This is a genomic window from Liberibacter crescens BT-1 (assembly GCF_000325745.1).
Classification (GTDB): domain Bacteria; phylum Pseudomonadota; class Alphaproteobacteria; order Rhizobiales; family Rhizobiaceae; genus Liberibacter; species Liberibacter crescens.
In genome coordinates this window covers 228,507-253,684 of sequence record NC_019907.1, presented here as the reverse complement: position 1 = coordinate 253,684, position 25,178 = coordinate 228,507, and the positions used below count along the sequence as shown (strand labels likewise).

Here is a 25,178-nt window from a genome sequence, read left to right as displayed (position 1 = left end):
TTATGTATTTTTTTTATATTTTTTCTAATTACTGCTCAAAAAAATTTAAGGACTCCTTATATAAAGATACAACAAAAGGTTTCTTACTTATAATCTTTTCTGTGATAGCAATGATACTTGCTAACTCTCCATTTGATTCGGTCTATTTTCAAATACTAAACTTTAAAATTGGCACTATTTCATTTCAACATTTTATTAATGATCTGCTAATGGTAGTATTTTTTCTCTCCATAGGCTTAGAAATTAAACGTGAAATACTTGAAGGAGAATTATCTAACTGGAAGAAACGTATCCTTCCAGGATATGCAGCTATAGGAGGAATGATTGTTCCTGCACTCATATACTTATATTTTAATATTAATGCACCCGTCTCTCTTCTAAAAGGCTGGGCAATTCCGACAACAACTGATATCGCATTTACACTTGGAGTTTTATCGATTATTGGGTCACGAATCCCTTCTTCTCTTAAAGTATTTCTTACAGCCCTCACTATATTAGATGACGTTGGAGCAGTGATTATTATTGCCTGTTTTTACACAAAAAATTTAAATTTCTTTATGTTAGGAGGAGCAATATTTATAGTAGCTGTATTATATTTATTCAACCTTTATAGTGTAACTCGTTTTTATGCGTATGGTTTAATAGGTCTCGTATTATGTTTTTTTATAGGTCAAGCGGGTATTCATACAACCATTGCAGGCATAATTGTTGCTATGAGCATTCCTTTCAAAAGCCACTCTGATTCTATTTCACATGAGTCTTTTTATCGACTTGAAAAACGTCTCAAGCCTTGGATAACTTTTATAATATTACCTATGTTTGTCTTTGCCAATGCAGGTATCCCCTTATATGATGCATCTTTCTTAACCCTTACTGACCCTGTAACCCTAGGAGTGATGTTTGGACTTTTTGCTGGCAAACAGATAGGCATTTTCTTATTTTCTTTTATTATCATCCGAATAGGATGGGCAAATCTTCCAGAAAAATCAACTTGGCTGCTATTATATGGAATCTCTGTCCTTTGTGGTACAGGCTTCACTATGAGCTTATTCATTACCTTACAAGCCTTTCCTGATTCCCTGATTCTTCAAAACAAGATCAAAATTGGTATTATCCTCGCCTCAATAACTTCAATCATCTTGTCTGCTGTTATTCTAAGACTTTCAAAAAACAGGGAAGAAACACCTAAAACAATACAAAAAGCCTCTTAAAAATCTTATGAAAACGCACGTTCTGTAACAAATTCCCCTGGTCTACTGTTTGAGCCCTCACTAAAACCTGCTGCTTTCATAAGTATTTTCATATCATTTATCATAGAAACAGAACCGCATATCATTGCCCGGTCACAATCAGGATTAAGTGAATGTACACCTACAGCCTTATAGAATTCTCCCGAAGCAATCAGATTGGTAATACGACCTCTATGGACATAATCTTCACGCGTTACACTGGTATAATGCTGAAGTCTTTTTCCAACAAACTCCTGAAGGATATCATCCTTCTGTATCTGGTCCATGAGATCAAACCCATATTTCAGGTCATCAATATTACGACAACTATGTGTAAGAACCACTTCATCAAATTTTTCATATGTTTCCGGATCACGGATTAAACTTGCAAAAGGAGCAATACCAGTACCAGTAGAAAACATATACAGGCGTTTTCCTGGGATCAAAGCATCAAGCACTAATGTACCAGTAGATTTTTTATGCATTAAAATAGAATCACCAGGCTGAATTTTATGCAAATGCGATGTTAAAGGTCCATCTTGAACTTTGATAGAAAAAAATTCTAACTTTTCATCCCAGCAAGGACTAGCAATAGAATATGCTCGATATATTGGTCTATCATTGACGATAAGACCTATCATGACAAATTCACCAGAACGAAATCGAAATCCATTAGGTCGAGTTATACAAAACAAAAATAACTGATCCGTATAGTGTTTCACTGTGATTACATTTTCAATGTAAACAGCTGAAGATAGGACCGAAGAAGATTTATCTATCATTTTACAGTAGCCATTACTTATCTATTATAAACCATTTTTTATCTCCCGGGGTTTACATTTTTATATTAACATCTCCTAATCATGTCTTCTATCAAGAATTCGTTAGAGCAGAAATATAACATTAAATTGAAAAACCCAAAGCTTACCGAGACAACACACCAGACATACAACAAAAGATACTCATGCTCTTTTGATACATGACTGTATATAAAATATTCATTTTCATAAACTTCAAGATTCTGAACAATAAAGACATCAGAATAAAATCTTTTTATCGTAATGCATCTAGAAGATTCTTGAGATCATCTTCTATATTAGAACGTACATCTTCTCGAGAAAGTGCAAAAGCAATATTTGCCAGGACAAAACCTTCCTTAGACCCACAATCGTAAGTATTTCCTTTAAAAAGATAAGCAGAAAAAGTCTGACTCGCTGTCAATTTAAGCATAGCATCTGTTAGTTGAATTTCGCCTCCTGCTCCTCTTTCCTGAGTTTCAAGTATTGAAAAGATTTCAGGCTGTAAAATGTAACGTCCATTAATAAAAAAATTTGACGGAGCCATACCAGGCGATGGCTTTTCAATCATATCAGTAATCAAAAAGCTTTCATTATCAATAAAATCTCCTACGCCTACAATTCCATACTTATGAGACAAATCAGGATCACACTCCTCAACTGCTACAACATTACCACCACTTTTATTATAAAGCTTAACCATACCTTTTGTACAATTATCACCTTGAGCCTGCATCAACATATCAGGCAACAACAAAGCAAATGGTTCATCATCAATAATATGTCGAGCACACCATACAGCATGCCCAAGACCATGTGGCTCTTGTTGACGTGTAAATATAGCAGTACCAGCTTGAGGCAAAATATCAGATAATAAAGTTAATTCAGCTTTTTTTTCTCTTTTTTTTAAAGATTGTTCTAATTCAAACTGAATATCGAAATAATCTTCTATCAAACATTTTCCACGTCCTGTAACAAAAACAAAATGTGTTAAACCAGCTTCAAGAGCTTCGTCTACTATATATTGAATTACCGGTTTGTCGACCACCGTTACCATTTCCTTTGGAACAGCTTTAGTGGACGGAAGAAGACGTGTTCCAAAACCCGCAACAGGGAAAACTGCCTTACGGAGTTTCTTAAACGATATCACCTGATACACTCCTTACATAATTAATTTTTAATCTTTACGAGCAATACTTATTAAGTTCCTTAAAATCGTTAATTCGTATAAAATTATGATGTCTGAACAATAAAATCATATATTTTATTATTCGTAACTTCTATAAGACAAAAAACAAAGTATCACTATCTCTTTAAATTCATATCACCTGCTAATTTTTTTAATATATTTCACAAAAATAAAACCAAAAACGTTTTTGAGAAACACACATATAATTCAAATAGTATACGCTTTGATCTATAAAAAATTGTTATTGATCAATTCAATACTTTAATTTCCGGAACAGAAACAAAAACAGGGTTGCTTCTATATCTTTATGTATAATTAAAATCGGGGCATAGCACAGTCTAGTAGTACACTTGACTGGGGGTCAAAAGGTCGCTGGTTCAAGTCCAGTCGCTCCGACCACTCCTTCATAAAAAAGCAATCATACTCCCTCTCTTACAGTACAATATTATAAAATAAACAACTCCACGCCCTCAACTCTGATGATAGTTTTACTATGATGTTTTGAATTTTCCTAGTTTTTAAGATTAATGAGTACTATTATAATATGTTATCTTTCACTTTATGTGTTTACTTTTACTATTTCAGTAGACTTTCAAATAGAAAAACTCTTTATTATATCTAAATATAGAAATCTTCTTAAGATTTTTATACAATAATTAATTTATATTCAAAACACCATGAAAGGTTAATACTTAATGAACAGGATTTTAAGCCTGACATTAACAAAAAGGCAATTGACAATACTGCTTATGATAGGCATGTCTACAGTATTAATATTAACATTGGTTTTAGAATATGTTGATGAATATATACCTTGCGAATTATGTCTTAAAGAACGAAATGCCTATTATTATTGTTTACCTATCTCTATATTAGCCGCTATATTGGGTCGAAATGAAAAGTTTTCTAAGTTAATTTCTTTCTTAATGATAACTATTTCTTTTATCATGTTAAGTAACGCTATCATTGGATCATTTCATACTGGCCTTGAACGGGGTCTTTGGTCAGGATCAAAAATTTGCACCCTAGAAGATACAAACTCTAACAATCTAACAAACGCGAAAGATCTCTTTAGCAAGATAAAAACCAGCAACAAAAAATCTTGTAATGAAGTACAATTATATATCTTAGGGTTATCCCTTGCTTCTTGGAATGTCATCACGAGCTTTTTCTTTGCAATAATAGCTTTTCAAGCTTCAAGAAAAACCTTAAAGGAAAATTTCTAATATAGAATTTAAAAGAAAAAGTTAGTTTATTCTTTATTCCAATAAAAAACTATTCATAATTTCTTATAAGACATATTCTTAAAATACCTCGTTTAAGAATCATATTCGTCAGTCAACTGTTTTTAGATATTAAGCCTGTACATATATTATTATATTTTATGAGTGAGGCATTAAGTTCGGCGCCTATAATAAAAATTACTCCTAACATATACAAAAACACCAATACTATCATTATAGAGGCCAATCCTGCGTATGTAGCTGTATATGTTGAAAAGGTAGAAATATAATAGGTAAAGAAAACTGCACCAAACAACCAACTTACTACAGTAAATAAAACACCAGGTAAAACGCTAACAATTTTACGCTTTCCTGCTGGTAAAAACAAATGAGCAAAAACGAGACCAATAAAAATGATTAAAAGACTTCCATATATTCTCCCATTCCAAATAATCCGAAGAAGCTTGTAAAAAGCAGGAAAAAATCGTTGAGAATGACCAAGTGCCAAAGGAACAGCAACAAGAAGAAAACTGATTATTATACACGCAAATGAAGAAAGAACAACATACCCAAGACTTGCTAATCGTGTTACATACCAAGGCCTTATTTCTGTAACACGATATGCTCGATTAAGAGAAATTCGTAAGGCTTCTACACCATTAGAAGCAAAATATGCCGCTGCTAATACTGAAGCTGTTAACAAACCTCTTCTAGGGATCGTTAAAACTTGTAGAACTTGATCTGTAATAGGCTTTTTAATCAAATCAGGCCAAGAACCAAAAATGATATTAATAACTGTTGGAGCAAATTGATCTGCTCCCAAAAAGGCCGCCATAGTTGTCCCGAAAATTATAAAAGGAAAAACAGCTAACAATGTTGATAACGCTATATGACTTGCCATAGCCCAACCATCATCTTCCATAAAATGCCATAAAGCATCGAAGACTACGCGGTAAATCATGCGAATGAACTTTCGCATATTATAAAACTCCATTTTTATTGACATCAGTACATAAAAAATGTGTAAACATTATCCTAATTTATATATAATTTTCAAAAAGATCATCGCTTTTAATAAAGAGAATTATCTTGTATAAAGGCCTTTATTAAGTATAACTTTTTACTTTACGCATATTTTCATCTGATAACTGAACTTCTTTGACTCAATTCACAAAGGAAAAGACAGAAAAAACTCTTGATATCACTACCCTTACAACACCTAATATACTTTATATTATATTAAAATTGACAGTATATTTACAGCACTAAGATATTGAATTTACTCTATTTTTTATCTTATTTAGAGAGACAAACTTAACAAGAAGCAAGAAAGAAATACAAAAACAATAAAATCATCTATATAGTTTAGTAAGCTATACTGTTAAAAATGATACCTTCAGAATATAAACCTATATAACTAGGCACTGCTTATATGTAAAAGATTTATAGGATTAATACATGAATATACTCATACCTATAAAAATGGTTGTAGACTCTCATATTAATGTGCACGTTAAAAACGACGGCTCCGGGATAGAACTAAATAACATCAAAATGTCGATAAATCCCTTTGATGAGATCGCAGTTGAAGAAGCTGTACGCCTTAAAGAGCTTGGAAAAGCAAAAGAAATTATAGTCGTTTCTATAGGCCCAAGAAAAGCTGAAGATATCCTGCGACATGCTTTAGCTATGGGAGCAACTCGTGCTATTTTAATTGAAAGCGATGAAGATTTAGAGCCCTTAGCAATAGCAAAATTACTTAAAAAAGTCATCGAAGAAGAGCAGCCAAAGATTGTAATAGCGGGTAAAAAAGCTATTGATGATGAAGCCTGTCAAACTGGGCAAATGATAGCAGGACTTATGGGATGGTCTCAGGCTACCTTCGCTTCAAAAATAGAGATAGATGACAATCACGCAATTGTTACACGTGAGATAGACGGAGGAACTCATACAATAAAAATAAATCTCCCTGCAGTAATAACAACAGAGCTAAATCTTAATGAACCCCGCTACATGTCGTTATTAAATATCATAAAAGCTAAAAAACAATCTATTGAAAGAAAATTATCCAGTAACTTTTCTATTGACTTAACAGCCCGTTTAAAAGTTCTAAGCATTGAAAAACCTTGTATAAATCGAAAAAGTTTGCGGCTAAATTCTATTACAGAACTTTTCGAAAAATTAAAAAACAAAAGTAGTATGTTGTAATGTCTATTCTTGTCATTGCAGATCATAATGAAAAGTTCCTGTCAGAACAAACCGCAAGAACTATAACAGCTGCCAAAAAAATTGGAAGTGAGATCCATTTACTCATAACAGGAAAAAATGCTTATAATATTGCAGAACAGTCATCTAATCTTTTCGACATTCAAAAAATTCTTATTGCCGAGAACGCTAACTTTTCTCATAAACTTGCTGAACCCTTGAGTTCTCTTATTTTATCAATTGCAAAGAATTATAATACAATTATAGCACCATCTAATAGCAATGGGAAAAATGTTCTTCCGCGTGTTGCCGCTCTCCTCAATGTTATGCAAATTTCTGATGTTATAGAAATTGTATCTCCTGATACTTTTAAAAGACCTATATATGCAGGAAATGCAATCCAAACCATACAAACAACTGATTATTGCAAAATTATAACTATTCGTACAGATTGTTTTACTCCTGCTTTAGAAAAAGGCAAATCTGCTTTAATAGAAAATATAACTTCTTTTAAGGATCCTAAATTATCAAGTTTTATTAAGGAAGATCTTATCGTTTCAGGAAGACCTGAACTTACCTCAGCAAAAATTGTAATCTCTGGAGGAAGGGCACTAGGATCAGCTGAAAATTTTCAAAAAATTATTTTTCCATTAGCAGACAAGCTCAACGCAGCTGTTGGTGCCACTCGTGCTGCTGTAGACGCTGGTTATGCTCCTAATGACTGGCAAGTAGGACAAACTGGGAAAATCGTATCTCCTCAACTTTATATTGCAATAGGAATTTCTGGAGCTATTCAACATTTAGCTGGCATGAAAGAATCGAAAACCATTATTTCTATAAATAAAGATGAAAATGCACCTATTTTTAAGATTTCTGATTATTTCATTGTTGGAGATCTTTTTGAAATTGTTCCAAAGCTTGAAAAAATGTTATAATTTTTATTAAATTCATTTTAAAAAGATCAATTTTGATTTTGTATCTTTTAAAAAAGAGTTCATTAATTTTTTCGAACTTGTAAAAGAGAGTAGTTTTTCTTCTCTAGAAATTCAGAAGTATTGCAATGTTATCTGTTTTTAATATACTACTTACTATAAAAAATACTTATCGTGATCATTCCTCTTAGTTAAGAGGAAAAACGATACAAAAAATCTTTCCCTGGTCTATAATCAATAAAGAGTGTCTATGTCAAAAGGAATGAAGAAATCCGAAATATCCAATAAAATGTGGGGTGGTCGGTTCTCTTCTAACCCTCATTCCCTCATGGATAAAATAAATGTCTCTATAGATTACGATAAAAAATTATTCGATCAAGATATACGTGGCTCTATAGCACATGCAAAAATGCTAGCTAAGCAAGACATAATCTCTCAAGAAGATTGCGAAAAAATTATATACGGCCTTAAAAAGATACACGCTGAGATTAAAGATGGGTCATTTAAATTTTCACGGAACCTTGAAGATATTCATATGAATATTGAAGCACGCCTGGAATTATTAATAGGCCCTGTTGCCGGAAAGCTGCATACAGCACGCTCTCGTAATGATCAAATCGCACTGGATTTACGGCTCTGGGTTAAAGAAGAAATCATTAAAATAATAGATGCACTAAAATCACTTATTATGACCTTGTTAGACAAAGCAGAAGCTCATGCCCATACTGTTATGCCTGGCTTCACCCACCTTCAAGTAGCGCAACCAGTGACCTTTGGTCATCACTGTATGGCTTATGTAGAAATGTTTAACCGTGATTGCTCCCGCTTTTCTAATACTATAGAACGACTTGATGAATGTCCTATAGGAGCAGCAGCTCTTGCCGGAACAAGTTTTCCTATAAACAGAGAGATGACTTCCCATGAACTTGGCTTTCGAGAACCAACTCGTAATTCAATAGACTCAGTTTCAGATCGTGATTTTATTCTAGAGTTTCTTTCAAATTCTGCAATCTGTGCCACACATATGTCTCGACTTGCTGAAGAAATTATACTTTGGTCAACGCCACAGTTTAATTTTATCCATCTCTCTGATGCATTTTCAACGGGCTCATCAATTATGCCACAAAAAAAGAACCCTGATGCAGCAGAATTAATACGAGCTAAAACAGGTCGTATTAATGGAGCACTAATCGCAATTTTAACAGTAATGAAAGCGTTGCCTCTATCTTACTCAAAAGATATGCAAGAAGATAAAGAGCAACTTTTTGATGCAGCTGCAACTCTAGAACTTATTATCTTAGCTATGACAGCTATGATTTCTGATATGACTATTCATGAAGAACATATGAAAAAAGCTGCAAGATTAAATCATTCAACTGCTACTGATCTCGCTGACTGGCTAGTGAAACATGCCGAACTTCCTTTTCGAGAAGCTCACCATATAACTGGATTAATTGTAGCTCTTGCTGAAGAGAGACATTGCAACCTTGAAGAACTCCCTCTGCAAGATCTAAAAAAAATAAGCTCTTCAATCACATCTTCTGTTTACGAAATACTTACAGCTGAACATTCTGCTTCTAGCCGTAATAGCTTTGGAGGTACTTCTCCTGTAGAAGTCTATAAACAAATCAAATATTGGCGTAAAAAACTATGAAATAGTCATCTATCTCAGTTACTATAGTCTACATAACTCATAATTTAAAGAAATGAAAATACACTTAAACCTGACAATGTCATTTTCCTATTTAATCGTAGGAAGTTTACTTCTATGCAGCTGTGGACGAAAAAACGATCCACCCTCCCCAAAAGAAATCATAAAGGAACAATCCAATCAAAAAAAATCAATAAAAGATCATTCTTTTATTCTTGACCCACTCCTCTAAAAGGTTTTCATGATGAATCTTCTAAAATATATTGACAATTCTTTATACATGGAAGATGCATCCGTTGAAGAAATCTCCAAAGTTGTTGGGACACCTTTTTATTGTTATTCGACAGCTATCATTAAACAAAACTATCATGCATTTTCTCAAGCTTTTGAAAACATGGATGTAATGATTTGTTATGCAATGAAAGCAAATTCTAACCAAGCAATAATAAAAACCTTGAAAAATTTAGGTTCTGGTTTGGATATTGTATCTGAAGGGGAATTACATCGTGCTTTAATTGCTGGTGTTTCAGCAGAACGAATCGTTTTTTCAGGTGTTGGTAAAACACCCCACGAAATGGATTTAGCCTTAAAAAAAGGAATATATTGCTTAAATGTTGAATCAGAGGCTGAACTTGAAATTCTGAATCAACGTGCTATCAGTCTAGGGAAAGTTGCTCCTATTGCTTTTCGTGTCAATCCTGACATAGATGCCAATACGCATAAAAAAATATCAACCGGAAAAAAAGAAGACAAATTCGGTATTCCTTTACATCGCATACGTTCTATTTATGCTTATGCAAAAACACTTCCAGGTATACAAATCAAAGGTATTGATATGCATATAGGAAGCCAAATAAACGAAATGACTGTTTTTAATGAAGCCTTCAAATTCCTACGTCATCTTACGGAAGAACTTCGTTCTGATGGACATAAAATTGAACACATAGACATAGGTGGTGGACTAGGAATTTCTTATCATAAGAACGATCATTCTCTCTCTCCAATTGTATACGCAAAACTTGTTAAAGAACACTTTGGAGATTTAGATTGCCGAATCATTACTGAGCCCGGTCGGTTTTTAGTCGGTAATGCTGGAGTATTAATAACACAAGTACTCTATGTAAAAGATACTGGAGACAAGCATTTTATTATTATAGACGCAGCTATGAATGACTTTATGCGTCCTACACTATATGGTGCCCATCATGAAATTAAACCTGTTAAAATTTCATCAATGAATTTAAAACCCATTATTGCTGATATAGTAGGAGCAATATGCGAATCAGGGGATTTTATAGCTTTAGACAAAGAAATAGAACCTCCTAAACCTGAGGATTTACTATATATCGAAACGGCTGGTGCATATGGGGCAGTTCAATCAGGAACATATAATTCTCGCCTTTTAATCCCAGAAGTTCTGGTGAAAGGCTCACAATTCCATATCATTCGTCCACGTAAAACTTACGCAGAACTCATTGCGATTGATTCTATTCCTAATTGGCTGGCATAAAAATTACACTTAATAATATACATATCTACTTCGTAATATATACTTTTTAGTTAATAAATAATAATATTATCTTAAAATAGTTACTGAAAATACTCAGCTGACTGATAATATATATTTTAATAAAAATTTTTTATAAAAAACTATAAAAAAACACAAAAACCATTATATATACATGGTTGTTATTTCTGAGCAGTTTTCTAATTATCTTTTAACTCTCGGTTATAAAAACTATATGATGTAGATCATAAAATATAATGTACATAATGTTACAAAATGTAAACAGGAGAAAATTTATGAAGGCTATTACTTTAATGACAGCTGCCTCTTTAATGGCAGTATCATATCTATCACAAGCAGTTGCTGCAGACACAAAGGCTGCTGATTATACAAAAGGAAAAACAACAAAAAGTGGCGTTCATAAAAAAGCTCACCCACCAAAGAAAGGTGGAGCCAAGTAAATAGTCATTTAACCAATAAATATTCTATAAACGACTTGCTGTGAATAACAGCAAGTCGTCTTATTTAAGAAAAAGGGCTCTTTATAAAAACAATCCACTACGTACATTTATTTATGAAACTTTCTATAACGTCCTCGATAAAATAAGCCAATTAAGGTCATAATAGACCTTTTTAAAATATCTTTAAATTAAAAAGCGTTAAAGTTAGCGAGAAGATTAAACAAAAGAACGGACCAAACTCCCTACCAACAAGTTCCAACCATCAATTAAAACGAAAAAAATAAGCTTAAAGGGAAGAGATATTGAAGTCGGAGGAAGCATCATCATTCCCATAGCCATAATAATTGCAGAAACGATCATATCAATAATCAAAAATGGTAAAACTATAAGAAATCCCATTTCAAATCCTCTACGAATTTCAGAAATCATAAATGCTGGGATCAATACTCGATATTCAACATGATCCACGCCCTGAACTGAATTTCCTTTTTCACGCGCCATATTTATAAAAAGCTGCAAATCTTTATCCCTGGTGTTGTCTTTCATAAATTTATGAAACGGCTCACCAATACGTTGTATTGCTTCTGATTCTGTGATTTTATTTTCAATTAAAGGATGTATTCCTTCTTTCATAGCGTGATCCAAAGTTGGAGACATAACATAGAAAGTCATAAACAATGCAAGACTTATCATAATAATATTAGAAGGCGTGGACGTTAATCCTATACCAATACGTAAAATTGAAAAAACAATGATAAATCTTGGGAAACTAGTGACCATAACGAGTATAACAGGAATTATTGAAAGAACAGTCAAAACCCCAAAAGTACGTATAATCCATGTAGCAACAGATGAATCAGCTGGTATATTTAACACATCATATAAAAACTGTTGTGCCAACACCAAATCCGGTGTCATAAGAACTATTAAAAAGATAATGTACTTAATCATTCAATTATAAATGTTCGAAATATAACTTTCGATACACCCCCTTTTGAGCGCAAGTTAACACGTTCTTCAATATCATCTCGTAAATATTGCAATCCACGAGTTACCTCAAGATCTTGAACAGATACAGTACGAATATAAGCCATGATATCTTGATGAAGATTTTCTATTAGACTTAGATCGGGCTTATCTTTAAATATTAATACGATATCTAGTCTTATAAAATTTTTTTTTGAATCCGCTAAATTGGATATGATTGGTGCAAGTTGAACGATATTATTAGCATTTATTGTCACAGGAAATGTTTTTTTCTCCTCATTAGGATACTCAAAAACACTACTCTTAAATAAACTTACTAAAAATTTAATTTCTTTTATCCCTTGAGGAGATAAAAAAAATAACATAGCAGAACCACCAACCCAACCACAAACACTACCAATAACAGTTAAAATAACAACTTTAAGCATAATCACTTTTTTTGTAGAAACTGGATTTTCGATTTCCTGCGACATCTTATTGATAACCTTTTTTCTACTCCCCTAATGAATATTAAAGTGGTGACAGCAAATCTATTGCCTGTTGACCTATTGGGGGTTGTTGTATGTCCATTGAACCTCCTCTTCCTCCGTAAGAAATGCGTGCCTCAGCAATTTTATCGTAAGAAACAGTATTCTGTGCATCAACATCTTGCGGACGTACAATTCCAGTTACATTAAGAATACGCATTTCATGATTTACTCGTACTTCTTGTGAACCACTAACAATAAGATTTCCATTCTCTAATATTCTTGTAACAACAGCAGCTATTAAAAGATTTAATTTTTCTGCACGACTAATAGATCCTTTACCTGTAGAAGTACTATCTGCCCCATAACCTAAATTAGCTTTTATTTCTGGAGACTTTAGTCCTAAAAAAGATACGTTCCCTCCTATTTTTTTAGCTAGAGAGTTCGTACGACTCCGGCCAGTATTATTATTAAAACTTGCCTTATCATCAATCTGTATATTCACAGTTAGAATATCACCAACATTAATAGCGCGTGCATCTTTAAACAAAGCAGCTTGAGAATCTCTCCATAAAGAATAACTTCTGTTTATATGGTTTTTTTGTTTAGGATAAAGAGCAATTAAGGGAGGATGACTATATTGCAATCCCGATCCTACTGGACTCATAGAAGGCAATTGACCAATTTCATTAATGCTTTGGCTTTTACAACCAACCAAGAATAAAATACTACTAAAGCTAATAAAAAAGAAAAACGAAATCATGAAGATCCTTTTGATAATTTCGAATTAAGTAAATTGGAAATAATATTAGTTATAACCGCTGCTTTTTGGGGATCCATTTCTGCCATAATCGAACTTGCTTGACGTGCATTAAGTTTGATTAAAATAGAGGAAGCTGTTTCAGGATTAATTTTTTCTAATTGGGCAGCAGCAGCAGCTGAAGTCATCTTTTTATAGATATCTACAATGCTTTTTTTAGTAATTGCAAAGAATTTCTCATAACGAGTAAGCCAATGTTGATATTCAACTTTATGTTTTTCTAACAAATTAATACGATTATCAACTTCTTTCTTGAGTTTTTCCAACTCCTCTTTTTGCAAGACATAACGTTGGTCTCGGGCTATATCAACGATATTAGAGCAATATTTGCTAATTTCTTCTTTGCTGGGTGATGAAAGAGAAGCCGCACGATGACTTTCATTTGCGAAAAGAAAGGTACTAAAAATTACTGAAATAAAAAATGTATTTTGAATTTTTAAAAAAATAGAAACACAGAACCGGATCATTGGAGCACCAACTCTGATTGAAGAGCTCCCGCCGACTTAATTCCTTGCAAGATTGCAATAATACCATCTGGTTTAAGACCAATTCTATTAAGTCCTGACACTAGTGTAGTCAGATCAGGTCCATCAAGAAAAGCTACAGGCCCACTACTTGTTAACACATCAATATCAGTATTCTCTTGAATACTTGTAATCCCATTTGATAAAGGACTAGGCTGAACAATTTTTTGCTGCTCATTTATTCGTACTGTTAGATTACCATAACTCACAACGACTTTAGAAATTTTTACATTAGCACCAATAACAATAGTGCCAGTACGTTCATTTACCACTACCCTGGCAGGAGTATCTGTTTTTACAGGAAGATTTTCTATATCGGCCATCAATTGAGTAATTTCTATATTCTTCGGTTTTAATATAGATACTTCTTGTGAATCATGCGCTTCTGCAATCTTCGTACCAAACCGAGAACTCGCATAAGAGTTAATGCTATCAGCAATATTCACTGAAGTAGAAAAATCTGGATTCCGCAATTGCAAAATAAGGTTTGTAGAATTTTTAAATTTTACTGGCAATGCTCGCTCAATAATTGCACCATTAATAATACGTCCACTTGTTGTTATCCCTTCAAAAACTGAAGCTTTTTTCCCTTTTACAGAAACTCCAGAAACAACTATTGAACCTTGAGCTACCGCATAGATTTGTCCATCGGCACCCAAAAGAGAGGTCATTATTAATGTACCACCTCGCAAAGAAGAAGCATCTCCTAATGAATTAACGGACACATCAATACGGCTTCCGGGACTAGAAAAAGGAGGTAGACTCGCTGTAACTATAACAGCAGCAATATTTTTTGCTCCTAACTTACCTCCTTGTGTAGATATACCAAGATTCTGCAACATAGCGCGGACTGATTGTTCTGTAAAAGGTGATAAACGCAAACTATCTCCACTACCTTGAAGTCCAACAACAAGACCATAACCAATCAATTGATTACTTCGAGCTGCTTGCAAAGAAGCAACATCTTTTATCCGAGAAAAAACCTGTGCAAACGTTACACTTAAAATCCCAGACACAAAGAACAGAAAAAAAGCAACAAAAAATCTCATTTTTCAAGAACATGAACTGTGCCATCTATCATAACGGTTCCAGAGATTATTATCCCAGTGTCACTGTTTCGTACACGAATCACGTCACCGACACTAGCATCAGTTAAAGAAATGCCAGAAGCAGATATCATCATGGAACCTTGTATGAAAACAAGGCGAATATTAGAACCACGTTTAATGACATAAGAACGCCGCAATGCCGATCTTGGAATCATAAGGTTTGGCAACAACGTGCGTTTAGAAGCTAAACCAATAACTTCTTTAATAGAACGTGCATAATCATCCTTTATATTTGAATTAGTAATTTTTATCTCTTTTAGCTTAGAGACTTCCAATATTTCACCTGGATAAATAACAACAGAAGGAACAACAGCATTTTCTACACCAGTTGCAAAAGCAAAAGACGCATTTGATAAACCAAACATACAAAGTAAAACAAACCTTATATAAGAATCTGCCACGGATTATATCTCCTAAAAAAATTATCGTAACTTACTAATCAATGAGGACATTTCATCAGCAGCTTGGATAACTTTAGAATTCATCTCATAAGCACGTTGTGCAGATATCATTTCAGCAATTTCCTGTACAGCATCTACATTAGATGTTTCCAAATAACCTTGCTTAATATATGCAAAACCAGGATCATCAGGTGCAGCTATAATTGCTTCTCCTGAAGCTTCTGTCTGAACAACAAGATTGTCACCTATATTCTTGAGTCCAGCTTCATTAACAAAATTAGCAATATTCAGCTGACCAAGATTTTGAAACTCACTATTTTTAGCAACTCTTGCCATAATTTGACCAGATCGAGAAATAACTATTTCAGAAGCATCTTCTGGTATAATTATTTCAGGATATACTATATAGCCATTGCCCGTAACAAGCTGACCTTTTGGATTTATATTAAAAGAACCAGCCCTTGTATAAACGATAGTCGTATCAGGGGATTCAATTTGAAACCAGCCACGACCTACTAAAGCGAGATCTAGACTATTCTTAGTATGATTTAATTCTCCTTGAAGATATATATTACGCACAGCAGCAGTCTGAACTCCAAGGCCAATATTAACAGCTTCTGGAATAATTGCTTGATTTGAAAGATCCTTGACACCAGCACTTCGTTCCAGCTGATAAAGCAAATCAGAAAATTCCACACGTGCACGCTTATAAGCTGTAGTATTAATATTAGCGATATTATTTGCTATAACTTCCAAGTTAGTCTGCTGAGCAGACATACCAGTCGCTGCAATAGAAAGAGCTCTCATAGGTTAATTTTCCTTCAATTATATCTGCATTTTTGTAATTTCGAGATAAGCGGAAACAAGCTTATCTCGAACTGCTATAGAAGTTTGCAAAGATCTTTCCGCTTTTATGATGGAATCAACGACTTCACGTGCACTTGCTTTCCCTTGCATAGCATCATAAGAGAAGGCTTCTGCCTCTCTAAGGTTACTGCTCATATCTTTGAACATATCCTGCAAGAGAGATAAAAAACCCAAATTAGAATCCTGTTGAATAGTGTTTTTATCTAAAAAACTATCATTGTTAATCAATGCACTACGAGCAAGAGAAGAGATCCCAGTCATATTTTGTAATTTTTCAATCATCATTAACCTTTCAAAAGCCCAATTGTCATAGTAATCATATCGCGCGATTGCTTAATAACCTGCAGGTTTGCTGCATATATTCTATTTGCTTCCCGCATATCTGCCATTTCAATCAGTGTGTTAACGTTAGGATACTTTACAATACCTCTTGCATCGGCAGCAGGATGGCTTGAATCAAATTCTTCAACAAATTTAGAATGATCGACATTGATTTTTCTAACGTAAACACCACCTTGTCTATTCATAATTTGTCCAAAAGAAATAGTTTTTCGTCGATAAGGATCAGATCCCGGAGAGCTTCCTGTAGAACGAGCATTAGCAATGTTTTCAGATATGACCCTCATACGCGTAGACTGAACCGCTAACCCTGTCCCTCCTATTTTAAAAGCAGCATGTAAATGATCCATAACTTTATCCCTTAACAACAAGCATTGTCATAGTATTAATCCTGCTTACCAAGAGAGTATTCAGCTCGTACTGATGTTTAATTTCTCCAGACTTCATTAACTCATTCGTTAATCCAACTGTATTGCCCGATACTTGCACCCCAATTTCTTGATCGAAAGCAGCATTAACTTTTTTTATACTTTGACCATTCTCTGATCTATTTATATGCGACTTATGTGTACATGCCATACCAAAGCCCTTGCCAAGACTCTCTTGAAAAGGAGTAATATCCTGTGCTCGATAATGTGGAGTAGAAGCATTAGCAATATTTTCAGATACAACCTTTTGTCGTACAGATAACCACTCAGCATGTTTTGATGCAAATTCAAAAAATCGGATTGTTTGCATAGAAGAGTTCTCCTTATTCCTTGATACAGAAACTAGAGCTTTAATCTTGTGCAGAACTTACCCAAAAATCAGCGAAAAGGCTTCTCATTAAAAAGAGCTTTTCTTTATCAGTAACGTAACTATTTCTTGAATTTAATGCAGATGAATTTTATTAAAAAATTAATTAAAACGACATATCTCACAATTACCAAAAAGCCTCTTAAGAAGAATCATTCTTGATGTCATCAGGAATCTCTGCTATCAATTTCCATGGAAAAGGTTCTGTTAAAAGAACTCAAGAATAAATCAAAATATGCACTCGTAGCTCAGCTGGATAGAGTAACGGACTTCGAATCCGAAGGTCGCAGGTTCGAATCCTGCCGAGTGCGCCATGTAACTCATACCCCATTGATTTTACTGAGTTTTTTCTTGGATTTGGTTGCACCTTAAAATAGGAAGGGTATTTACTCATCACGCAGTTCCATCTTCATAATGAATATTCCATATACCGCAATAATTTCAGAAAAAAATTAATCAAAAAAACATTTCATAGTTGTCTTATTATCCAAAAATACACACGGTAAGGGAAAAAACGCAAAAGTTTAACAAGCATGGTGAAGTGTTTAGGAAAATGAACTTCAAACGCTTTAGATAAAAGTCCTTGCGCAATGGCTTTAGCAGCATCTTCTGGTTTGATAATCATTGGCATTGTAAAATCGTTCTGATCAGTTAATCGCGTTCGTACAAAGCCTGGACTGATAAGCTTAATATCAATTTTATCAAATAATTCCGCATAAAGACTCTCTGCTAAATTGATAATAGCTGCCTTAGTTGCACTATAAGGCTGTCCACCGGAAAGACCTGCATAACCGGCAACGCTCCCACATAATGCAATCTGTCCAATTGACTTATGTACCGAAGGTAAAGACAAAACAGCTTTGACAACGTGAAGCGCGCCAAGTAAATTAACTTCAACAATTTGCCTAGAAACTGCCAAATCAAGAGAATATAGTTTCATTGGTTGGTAGGTGGCAGCAAAAAATATAACTCGATCTATACGTCCAAAGGTAGCATAAATAGCATGTGCTGTACGTTGCGTCATTACTGAATCGGTAACGTCTAGTACAAAGACTTTATGCTTCTCTCCTAGAACAGATTTCAAATTCTCTAAGTCATTGCTACTCCGAGCTGAAAGGACAAGTATCGCATTCCGTTTTGCAAGCTCATGAGCAAGTGCATAGCCAATACCGCTACTTGCACCAATAATCCAGATAATTTCATTTTTGTAGCTATTTAATTTCACAGTTTTTGCTTTTGCATAAAGACAGTTACTTCGGCAACGGTAATCCCGAATTTCTTTAAATAAGAACGGTTAATCAAAACCTGATCTTTCATAGTCCACATCCAATCATCAAACTTGATTTTATATGTTTTACCTTTCACAGGTAAATTCATGATATAATTCCAATATATAGCACTACCTTCGGTTCTTCCAATCGCCTTATCAACGATATCGGATGCAGTTCCTTCATAGCTTCCATTAGCAAGCTTTTTGATCGTCCATATGCGTTCGTGCTTCTCACCATCATAATAATCAAAATGCTCAACAAGCTTTCCAATATTGCCTTCCCATTTTCCTACCATATCAATTTCAAAACGGCGTATGACATATCCGCTCCAACTCTGAACAATGCCCCAAGCTTTAATGTGCCCATTAAAATAGTCCTTGATATCAGCCTGTGGTGTTGTATCCTTGTAATAATCAAGAGCATTTCTTGAACATCCATTAACTATGAAAAGAGCACCCATTATTGCCATGAATTTAAATAGTCTCATTATTTACTCCTGATTGAGATCTGATGAAAAAAGCGTAAAGTAAGACAGCAGATACAAGCTTCAAGATACATGGGATAAGAGAATAGCACACAGAAAGCACTTTTAGAGCGTTTTCTGTATTTAAAGCTTGTGGCCTGAAGCCTGCCAAGTCAAGAACCGGAAGAGCGATAGCCGAGGCAAGAGCAAAACTAGCCTTAGAAATAAAAGCTAATAAGGCGTAATGCGTTGCCGAAAATTGGCTATTTTTATGTGCGTGAATATCATCTGAAAGGATAGATGGAGGTAAAATCAGGTCAGCACCCAAAGAAAATCCTGATATCAAGCAGACCATACAATACAGATCAACATGCTTGGCACCTAAGAAAAGAGCATAAAAACCTAAGATTGCAGGTATATTTGATAGAAACCAAGCTTTATATTTTCCAAAGTATTTGCTTGCTTTTTTCCAGAAAGGTATACCAAGCACACCGGAAAGAAAGTAAAAAAACAAAAAAACACCTATCAAATTTTCTGCTTCCAAAAAATCACGTACATAGAAAATGACCAATACAGCCGGAATACTTGAAGCAACCATACTTACAAAATATACAATAAAAAGCCGAATACTCTGCTTAGGCAAAGCGCACAAACCAGATAGAAATGAGCTAGATTGTTTTTTCCTGCTCATTTCTACATAAAATAGAGGAGAAAAAATTTGATAAAAGCCTAACATGCTCCCAAGCATAAGAATGGCTAAAATGACTCCGTACCATATGAATACATGGTTAGGATTTACTATATGAAATAGGAATGATGGCATGGAAACAGCTATGATAAGCCCTATCAATCCAAAAGCCTCGCGAGCTGCGGCAATCCTTGTTTGATCATCTTTATTTTCTGTCCATAATGTTGCATAAGAGCCAAGTATAATTGTAAGAACGCTATAGGCACCGACTGCAATAATCATACAAAGGATAAACCAAATCACAGGCGAAAAAAATACAACATTAAAAAGCCCGAATATCGATAGGGAGAGTAAAATACCTGCAATACCAACAAGTGAAAAAAACCTCCCTTGGAGTCTATCGGCTATCCAACCGATAACTAGATCTTCCACAGCATCAAACAAGCGAATCAATAATAAAATTGTCCCAAGCAACGTTAACGAAATACCATAACGGGTGGCATAGAAATCAGGTGCAAAAATATACAACGGAAACCCAGCAAAGGCTATGGGTAAAGCAATCATAGCGTATTGAAGAAGGGACTTGGTGTTAATGGGCGTTCTGTTCATGGAAGCCTCAATAAAGCACGACGTAATTTTGGTTCCGAGGTTTTTTTACTAAGCCATATACCAAAAAACAATTTTCCAAAATCATCGTTCTTGATAAATCCAATTATCTCATTACCATTGTAGAATGTAGTTTTCTTTCCAGGAAGATACATTCCTGACACAACAGATCCATTTCGCACATTTAAGAAAAAATTTTTCAACAGAAGCATTGGGAAGAACGATCTCAGCGACAAAAGCGTTATGTGCGTAAAAACGCAAAGGCACTTAAGTAAATAAGAAAACTACGCTTCATGCTGAAGCTCCCACTGCACGACATCAACCCGCCCATATTTGAAAGCAGCGATACAATAGCTCAGATAAAAACGCCACATATAGATAAATTTTTCATCAAAACCTATAGACTTGATATCCTTAATTCTTCTCTCAAAATTGTTGAGCCAATGCATCAATGTTAAGACATAATCTTGACCAAAAGCAAATTTATCAGTCACACGCAATCCAGCTTTTACAATTTCAGAACTCAATCTTTCTGAAGAAGGAAGCATTCCGCCTGGAAAAACAAAACTCCGAATAGGATCACCGCTGTTTTTATAGCGCTTAAAACATGTGTCATTAATGGTTATTGTCTGTATTAAAAACTTTCCTTTTTTTGCCAGAAGAGATTTGATTTTTGAAAAATAAACAGACCAGAATGCTTCTCCAACCGCCTCAAACATTTCAATAGAAACAATTTGATCATATATTCCTTCTTGAAAACGGTAATCTTCAAGAGCTATAACCACTTCACTTCCAATACGGCGAGAAGCAAATTCATACTGCTCTTTGGAAATAGTTAAACCTTTAATCCTGTAGTCACCTTTTTTAAGCGCATGCTCAGCAAAACCTCCCCATCCACAACCAATTTCAAGAAGGGTTCCTGATGGCTTTAACCGCTCTAAAATCCTGTTATATTTGCGTTTTTGGGCATTGATGAGAGAATCATTCTTATTGCTGAAAATTGCTGATGAATACGTCATCGTTGGATCAAGCCATAACGCATAGAAATCATTGCCAAGATTATAATGCGCGTGAATATTCTTTTTACTACCATTAATAGTATTTCGTTGAAAAAAATATACTACTTTTGAAACAAATTTACCAAACATTCCACCATAAATATACTTCTCAAAAGTAGCCTGATTTTGTAAACCAAATAAAAATAATTCTACTAGATCGCTCGAATTCCACAAACCATCACGATACGCTTCAGCAAGCGCTGTATCACCGTATCGCAACATCGATCTAATAAAACTCCAGTCATGGATATCAATGAATGCATTCGCTCCTTGATACAAACCTTGAAAAGAGTAGGTTTTTCTATCAGGATCAGTAAGTGTCAGCACACCATATTCAATATGGTTTAGAGCGTTAAGAAACTTATTGGTAACTTGACGATCGAACATGTTTAAACCTCTTCACTTGTTTAAATAGAAGCTCTTTTTCTTGTCTTAAAATTTTCCTTTTCTTTACATTTTGTCAAGGTTACGTGTAGTAGTTATTTTTGTCACAATCTGGGAAGGTTTGGAGCCATAACGAACCCCTTTTAGAAAGAGCCGCAACGCCTGCCAATGTATGAACGTAATTGCCTTAAGAGTAACTAAAGGATGGCGCCAAAAAACATAGCGTAGGTTTTTTTCATTTAAAGGCGAAAATGTTCCAGTCAAAGATGTGACAAGCTGCTTTTTTTTCTGAGCATCATAATAATCAATCCAAACCCCAAGTTTGTCGTTCTGTAAATCAAAACGAAACTTATAATTCCCTGTCCTTTCTAAAAAGGGAGAGACATGAAAAACTTTCTTCGCTTCTAGCCATATTTCTGAACTAATAGGGACATGATCAGGATTGGCGCACAAGTAGCTGTGTTGTTCTCCAAAGGTATTATGAACTTCACATAAAACAGATCTTAAGATTTTATCGTGATCAAGACAAAAATAAAAACTGATAGGATTAAATACATAACCCAAAACACGTGGCATAGTGACAAGTATTATATCTTTAATATATCTATCCAGACCATAATCAGCTAATATAGCTCTAACCCAAATCGCAGGGTCACTGCCATCTCGCTGCCCTAGATCCTTAGCATGAAAACTAACTAGCCTCCCTGGAATTGACCCGGCGGGAAGTGGCAACACAAGATAATACAGATTGTAATAAAAAACATTTTTTTTAGGGAAAAGTCTCTTATGCATGACTTTAGCAGTATAAATCTGCGGTTCGATCACCATGGGGACTCAATTCCCATATGCTTTGCCATTTTAACTGCACTGCAAAGACCGTCTTCATGGAATCCATAGCCTTGATAAGCGCCACAAAACCAAAATCGATCTCGTCCCTGTATATTTTCAATTTTTGATTGATTTTTTATTGCTATAGCATCAAAAACCGGATGCTCAAATATATAATCATTGTAAACATTTTTGGGCTCATGCCCAGGATTTAAGGTTACAATTAAAAGCTGATCAGTATCAAGATGCTGGAGATTATTCATCCAATAACTAACCGAGACCTTTGGATTACTATGATTTTTATTCTCTGAAAGATAAACCCAACTAGCCCAACACTTCTTTCGTTTAGGCATAAAACTAAGATCGTCGTGCAAAACTACGCGATTAGACTGATATCGAAACGCTGAAAGAATTTCTTTTTCTTCACCGCTCGGGTTCTCAATCATGGCAAGAGCATGATCAGCATGACAAGCAAAAACAACCTCATGATAATTTTCCTGATTTCCATGAATATCTTTGATTACGACATAATCCTTGTCACGCCATACTTGTTTCACTCCATGATTAATACGGATACGTTCTTTAAATTTATCTATTATAAGTTTTATATATTCATTACTTCCATTTTTAATAGTGTACCATTGCAGGTGATCATTAACGCTTAAAAGGCCATGATTATCAAAAAAACGTATAAAAGTACAAGCCGGAAAGTTAAGCATTTCAGAAAGTGGTACGCTCCAAATCGCACCACCCATAGCCAAAAGAAAATAATATCGAAACCACAGACCCACTTTTAAGTTATCAAGGCAATTCTCTAAAGTAAAGGACGGATCTTTTCCAAGATACTGCTTAGCATACGCATTGAACTTGAGAATATCAAAAAGCATTTTCCAAAAAGACGGACTGAAAAAATTCATTTTTTGTGTAAAAATATTATATAGATTTTGCGTGCCATATTCGAGCCAACCATTATCAATACTTACACTAAAAGACATATTGCTTTTTAAAACCGGAACCGACAGATACTCAAAAAGGCGAGTAAGAAGAGGATAATTGATCTTGTTGAATACAATAAAACCTGTATCTACGGAAATAGGTCCATTTTTTGTCATGACTTCTACAGTACGACTATGTCCACCGATATAAGAATTTTTTTCGTATATAGTAATATCATGATAAGGATGCAAAAGCATGGCTGCTCCAAGTCCAGAGATGCCAGTTCCAATAATAGCAATTTTTTTTCGAGTTAAATATACCAACAACTCCCTCCTCTTTAATTGCTTTAGAATCTAAATATTCACATACAACTTACTTAAATCTTAATTATTAATAAGCTTAAAAAGCAATCCTTATTCTTAATCCCGGATATAAATCTTCAAGTTTAATTGTAGTAGCTTGATGTTGTTTAACCACAGCCATGACTAGGCTTAGACCATCACCAAGAACGCTATGGCTGGCATTAACGTAATAAAAACGCTTAAAAACTTTTTCTTTGTCCTCCTCAAGAATTCCAATCCCTGATCTTCTATCACCACTATAAGCAGATAAGATTCTTGAAAAGATTGTAACGTTTGATAAGTTTATGCGAGGCTGCTTTGATGACTGCAATTAAGATTGGTCAACGGGAAGAAAATACTGGAAAGCAGATTGTAGTTATTTCGTTTTCTGAACGGTATCTTTTAACAGCTTTATTCGAAGGCATAGACAATTGATCTTGGCAGTAATTACTAGTGAAAATAGAGTCGGGTTATCAATTTAAAAAATTGTTCATCAGAGATTAATTTAGTGTGCGATAGACAATCTTGATATTTTTTTTAAAAGAGAAACATATTATACTTTCAAATACTTCGAAGGTAGAGGTTGATAACTCTGGTACGTGATGCTCAAGTGCCCATGATACCTAAGGTGTTTTATTGTTTAAACGTATTTTATTAAATGAGAAATATTACATGAAAAAATCGTATTTATTATTATATCCTATCTGTTTTTTGTTTTCAATTGCAGCTTCTTCTGTACCTCCAGAAGTTATTGTATATGCTAAACAAAAAGAAACAGGAAGTATTTTTAGTCCACACAAGTTTACTTATACAAAAGATTTCGATGTCACTGTAGTTAACTTTTCTCAAGGAGAGATTGATCTCTCTAAGTATTGTTTTAAAGCCATGCTAGGAATGAAAGAATTCAATGTAGATACTATTGATGAAAAATTAGCCTCTAAAAAACTAAAAAATGGCGAACGCCTTAGAGGAGTTGTCGTGTTTTCATCCAATAATAGCGACGTTACACAAGCAAACATAGTTCAATTAACAGACAAATGTAAAAAAAATTAATACAGAACGCAGCCATACGGCTGCGTTTAAAACATAATAACATTCAA

At 34.3% G+C, this 25,178-nt stretch carries 28 protein-coding genes, 2 tRNA genes and 1 pseudogene; 11 read left to right on the top strand and 20 right to left on the bottom strand.

Annotation, left to right across the window (positions count from 1 at the left end; genetic code table 11):
• Positions 1-2: 2 nt before the first annotated feature.
• Positions 3-1,211 carry a Na+/H+ antiporter NhaA gene (gene nhaA, locus B488_RS01080; RefSeq protein WP_041770539.1) on the top strand — a complete coding sequence of 403 codons (1,209 nt, stop codon included), beginning with the start codon at positions 3-5 and terminating at the stop codon, positions 1,209-1,211.
• A gap of 5 nt (positions 1,212-1,216) precedes the next feature.
• Here the strand turns inward: nhaA and B488_RS01075 are convergent, their stop codons facing one another.
• A complete protein-coding gene (locus B488_RS01075; RefSeq protein ID WP_015272637.1) occupies positions 1,217-2,011 on the bottom strand; it encodes a ferredoxin--NADP reductase in 795 nt (264 codons plus the stop codon).
• Positions 2,012-2,282: 271 nt separating this feature from the next.
• Positions 2,283-3,176, bottom strand: coding sequence for a UTP--glucose-1-phosphate uridylyltransferase GalU (gene galU, locus B488_RS01070; RefSeq protein WP_015272636.1), 894 nt, complete (start codon positions 3,174-3,176; stop codon positions 2,283-2,285).
• A 361-nt stretch (positions 3,177-3,537) separates the two neighbouring features.
• Between galU and B488_RS01065 the strand changes: the two genes are divergently transcribed.
• Positions 3,538-3,614 (top strand) — tRNA-Pro (locus B488_RS01065).
• 296 nt (positions 3,615-3,910) lie between these two features.
• Complete coding sequence (locus tag B488_RS01060) at positions 3,911-4,441, top strand: disulfide bond formation protein B (RefSeq protein ID WP_015272635.1); 531 nt, start codon at positions 3,911-3,913, stop codon at positions 4,439-4,441.
• Between the two features lie 112 nt (positions 4,442-4,553).
• On the opposite strand, the gene B488_RS01055 is transcribed toward B488_RS01060, so the two are convergent.
• Positions 4,554-5,417, bottom strand: a complete 864-nt coding sequence (locus tag B488_RS01055) for a YihY/virulence factor BrkB family protein (protein WP_051012093.1) — start codon at positions 5,415-5,417, stop codon at positions 4,554-4,556.
• Between the two features lie 479 nt (positions 5,418-5,896).
• On the opposite strand from B488_RS01055, the gene B488_RS01050 reads away from it, so the two are divergent.
• The 5 genes from B488_RS01050 to B488_RS06975 all read left to right on the top strand — a co-directional run bounded on the left by B488_RS01050 (position 5,897) and on the right by B488_RS06975 (position 11,194).
• Entirely contained in the window at positions 5,897-6,646 is a 750-nt protein-coding gene (locus B488_RS01050) for an electron transfer flavoprotein subunit beta/FixA family protein (RefSeq protein WP_015272633.1), read from the top strand.
• Positions 6,646-7,578: an electron transfer flavoprotein subunit alpha/FixB family protein gene (locus B488_RS01045; RefSeq protein WP_015272632.1), complete on the top strand. Its 933-nt coding sequence runs from the start codon at positions 6,646-6,648 to the stop codon at positions 7,576-7,578. Before B488_RS01050 ends, B488_RS01045 begins: the two co-directional genes overlap by 1 nt.
• 247 nt (positions 7,579-7,825) lie before the next feature.
• Positions 7,826-9,229 (top strand): argininosuccinate lyase, encoded by a 1,404-nt coding sequence (gene argH, locus B488_RS01040; RefSeq protein ID WP_015272631.1) that lies wholly within the window; start codon positions 7,826-7,828, stop codon positions 9,227-9,229.
• 241 nt (positions 9,230-9,470) lie between these two features.
• Positions 9,471-10,736 (top strand): diaminopimelate decarboxylase, encoded by a 1,266-nt coding sequence (gene lysA / locus B488_RS01035; protein ID WP_015272629.1) that lies wholly within the window; start codon positions 9,471-9,473, stop codon positions 10,734-10,736.
• A 254-nt stretch (positions 10,737-10,990) separates the two neighbouring features.
• Complete coding sequence (locus tag B488_RS06975) at positions 10,991-11,194, top strand: twin-arginine translocation signal domain-containing protein (protein WP_081583157.1); 204 nt, start codon at positions 10,991-10,993, stop codon at positions 11,192-11,194.
• Positions 11,195-11,410: 216 nt separating this feature from the next.
• Here the strand turns inward: B488_RS06975 and fliP are convergent, their stop codons facing one another.
• The 10 genes from fliP to B488_RS00985 are packed head-to-tail and all read right to left on the bottom strand — an operon-like array spanning position 11,411 to position 17,446.
• Entirely contained in the window at positions 11,411-12,145 is a 735-nt protein-coding gene (fliP, locus tag B488_RS01030) for a flagellar type III secretion system pore protein FliP (protein ID WP_041770536.1), read from the bottom strand.
• Positions 12,142-12,654, bottom strand: coding sequence for a flagellar basal body-associated FliL family protein (locus B488_RS01025; RefSeq protein WP_015272626.1), 513 nt, complete (start codon positions 12,652-12,654; stop codon positions 12,142-12,144). Before B488_RS01025 ends, fliP begins: the two co-directional genes overlap by 4 nt.
• A 37-nt stretch (positions 12,655-12,691) precedes the next feature.
• The gene (gene flgH, locus B488_RS01020) at positions 12,692-13,411 is read right to left on the bottom strand and encodes a flagellar basal body L-ring protein FlgH (RefSeq protein ID WP_015272625.1); all 720 of its coding nucleotides are present in this window, start codon (positions 13,409-13,411) and stop codon (positions 12,692-12,694) included.
• Entirely contained in the window at positions 13,408-13,935 is a 528-nt protein-coding gene (locus tag B488_RS01015; protein ID WP_015272624.1) for a MotE family protein, read from the bottom strand. The genes flgH and B488_RS01015 overlap by 4 nt, the downstream gene beginning before the upstream one ends.
• Complete coding sequence (locus tag B488_RS01010; protein WP_015272623.1) at positions 13,932-15,041, bottom strand: flagellar basal body P-ring protein FlgI; 1,110 nt, start codon at positions 15,039-15,041, stop codon at positions 13,932-13,934. The genes B488_RS01015 and B488_RS01010 overlap by 4 nt, the downstream gene beginning before the upstream one ends.
• On the bottom strand, positions 15,038-15,502 hold the full coding sequence (flgA, locus tag B488_RS01005; protein WP_244422697.1) for a flagellar basal body P-ring formation chaperone FlgA: 465 nt from the start codon (positions 15,500-15,502) through the stop codon (positions 15,038-15,040). Before flgA ends, B488_RS01010 begins: the two co-directional genes overlap by 4 nt.
• Before the next feature lie 21 nt (positions 15,503-15,523).
• A complete protein-coding gene (gene flgG / locus B488_RS01000; RefSeq protein WP_015272621.1) occupies positions 15,524-16,309 on the bottom strand; it encodes a flagellar basal-body rod protein FlgG in 786 nt (261 codons plus the stop codon).
• A gap of 18 nt (positions 16,310-16,327) precedes the next feature.
• Positions 16,328-16,651 (bottom strand): flagellar hook-basal body complex protein FliE, encoded by a 324-nt coding sequence (gene fliE, locus B488_RS00995; protein WP_015272620.1) that lies wholly within the window; start codon positions 16,649-16,651, stop codon positions 16,328-16,330.
• Positions 16,652-16,653: 2 nt separating this feature from the next.
• Entirely contained in the window at positions 16,654-17,058 is a 405-nt protein-coding gene (gene flgC, locus B488_RS00990) for a flagellar basal body rod protein FlgC (RefSeq protein WP_015272619.1), read from the bottom strand.
• A gap of 4 nt (positions 17,059-17,062) precedes the next feature.
• The gene (locus tag B488_RS00985; RefSeq protein WP_015272618.1) at positions 17,063-17,446 is read right to left on the bottom strand and encodes a flagellar basal body protein; all 384 of its coding nucleotides are present in this window, start codon (positions 17,444-17,446) and stop codon (positions 17,063-17,065) included.
• Between the two features lie 294 nt (positions 17,447-17,740).
• Between B488_RS00985 and B488_RS00980 the strand changes: the two genes are divergently transcribed.
• A tRNA-Arg gene (locus tag B488_RS00980) sits at positions 17,741-17,817 on the top strand.
• Positions 17,818-17,972: 155 nt separating this feature from the next.
• Here the strand turns inward: B488_RS00980 and B488_RS00975 are convergent.
• The 7 genes from B488_RS00975 to B488_RS00945 all read right to left on the bottom strand — a co-directional run bounded on the left by B488_RS00975 (position 17,973) and on the right by B488_RS00945 (position 24,060).
• Positions 17,973-18,728 carry an SDR family NAD(P)-dependent oxidoreductase gene (locus B488_RS00975; protein ID WP_015272617.1) on the bottom strand — a complete coding sequence of 252 codons (756 nt, stop codon included), beginning with the start codon at positions 18,726-18,728 and terminating at the stop codon, positions 17,973-17,975.
• Positions 18,725-19,261 carry a DUF3833 domain-containing protein gene (locus B488_RS00970; protein WP_041770533.1) on the bottom strand — a complete coding sequence of 179 codons (537 nt, stop codon included), beginning with the start codon at positions 19,259-19,261 and terminating at the stop codon, positions 18,725-18,727. The genes B488_RS00975 and B488_RS00970 overlap by 4 nt, the downstream gene beginning before the upstream one ends.
• Positions 19,248-20,534, bottom strand: a complete 1,287-nt coding sequence (locus tag B488_RS00965; protein WP_015272615.1) for an MFS transporter — start codon at positions 20,532-20,534, stop codon at positions 19,248-19,250. The genes B488_RS00970 and B488_RS00965 overlap by 14 nt, the downstream gene beginning before the upstream one ends.
• Positions 20,531-20,743, bottom strand: coding sequence for a chalcone isomerase family protein (locus B488_RS00960; RefSeq protein WP_051012092.1), 213 nt, complete (start codon positions 20,741-20,743; stop codon positions 20,531-20,533). Before B488_RS00960 ends, B488_RS00965 begins: the two co-directional genes overlap by 4 nt.
• 72 nt (positions 20,744-20,815) lie before the next feature.
• The gene (locus tag B488_RS00955) at positions 20,816-21,976 is read right to left on the bottom strand and encodes an SAM-dependent methyltransferase (RefSeq protein ID WP_015272612.1); all 1,161 of its coding nucleotides are present in this window, start codon (positions 21,974-21,976) and stop codon (positions 20,816-20,818) included.
• A 63-nt stretch (positions 21,977-22,039) separates the two neighbouring features.
• Entirely contained in the window at positions 22,040-22,801 is a 762-nt protein-coding gene (locus tag B488_RS00950) for a DUF1365 domain-containing protein (RefSeq protein WP_015272611.1), read from the bottom strand.
• Positions 22,795-24,060 (bottom strand): NAD(P)/FAD-dependent oxidoreductase, encoded by a 1,266-nt coding sequence (locus tag B488_RS00945; RefSeq protein WP_041770530.1) that lies wholly within the window; start codon positions 24,058-24,060, stop codon positions 22,795-22,797. Before B488_RS00945 ends, B488_RS00950 begins: the two co-directional genes overlap by 7 nt.
• 330 nt (positions 24,061-24,390) lie before the next feature.
• Here B488_RS00945 and B488_RS07065 point away from each other — a divergent pair.
• Positions 24,391-24,513 (top strand): annotated as a pseudogene (locus B488_RS07065) (cysteine synthase A); the annotation flags it as partial.
• A gap of 237 nt (positions 24,514-24,750) precedes the next feature.
• The gene (locus B488_RS00940) at positions 24,751-25,131 is read left to right on the top strand and encodes a DUF4354 family protein (RefSeq protein ID WP_015272608.1); all 381 of its coding nucleotides are present in this window, start codon (positions 24,751-24,753) and stop codon (positions 25,129-25,131) included.
• The last annotated feature ends 47 nt before the right edge of the window (positions 25,132-25,178 follow it).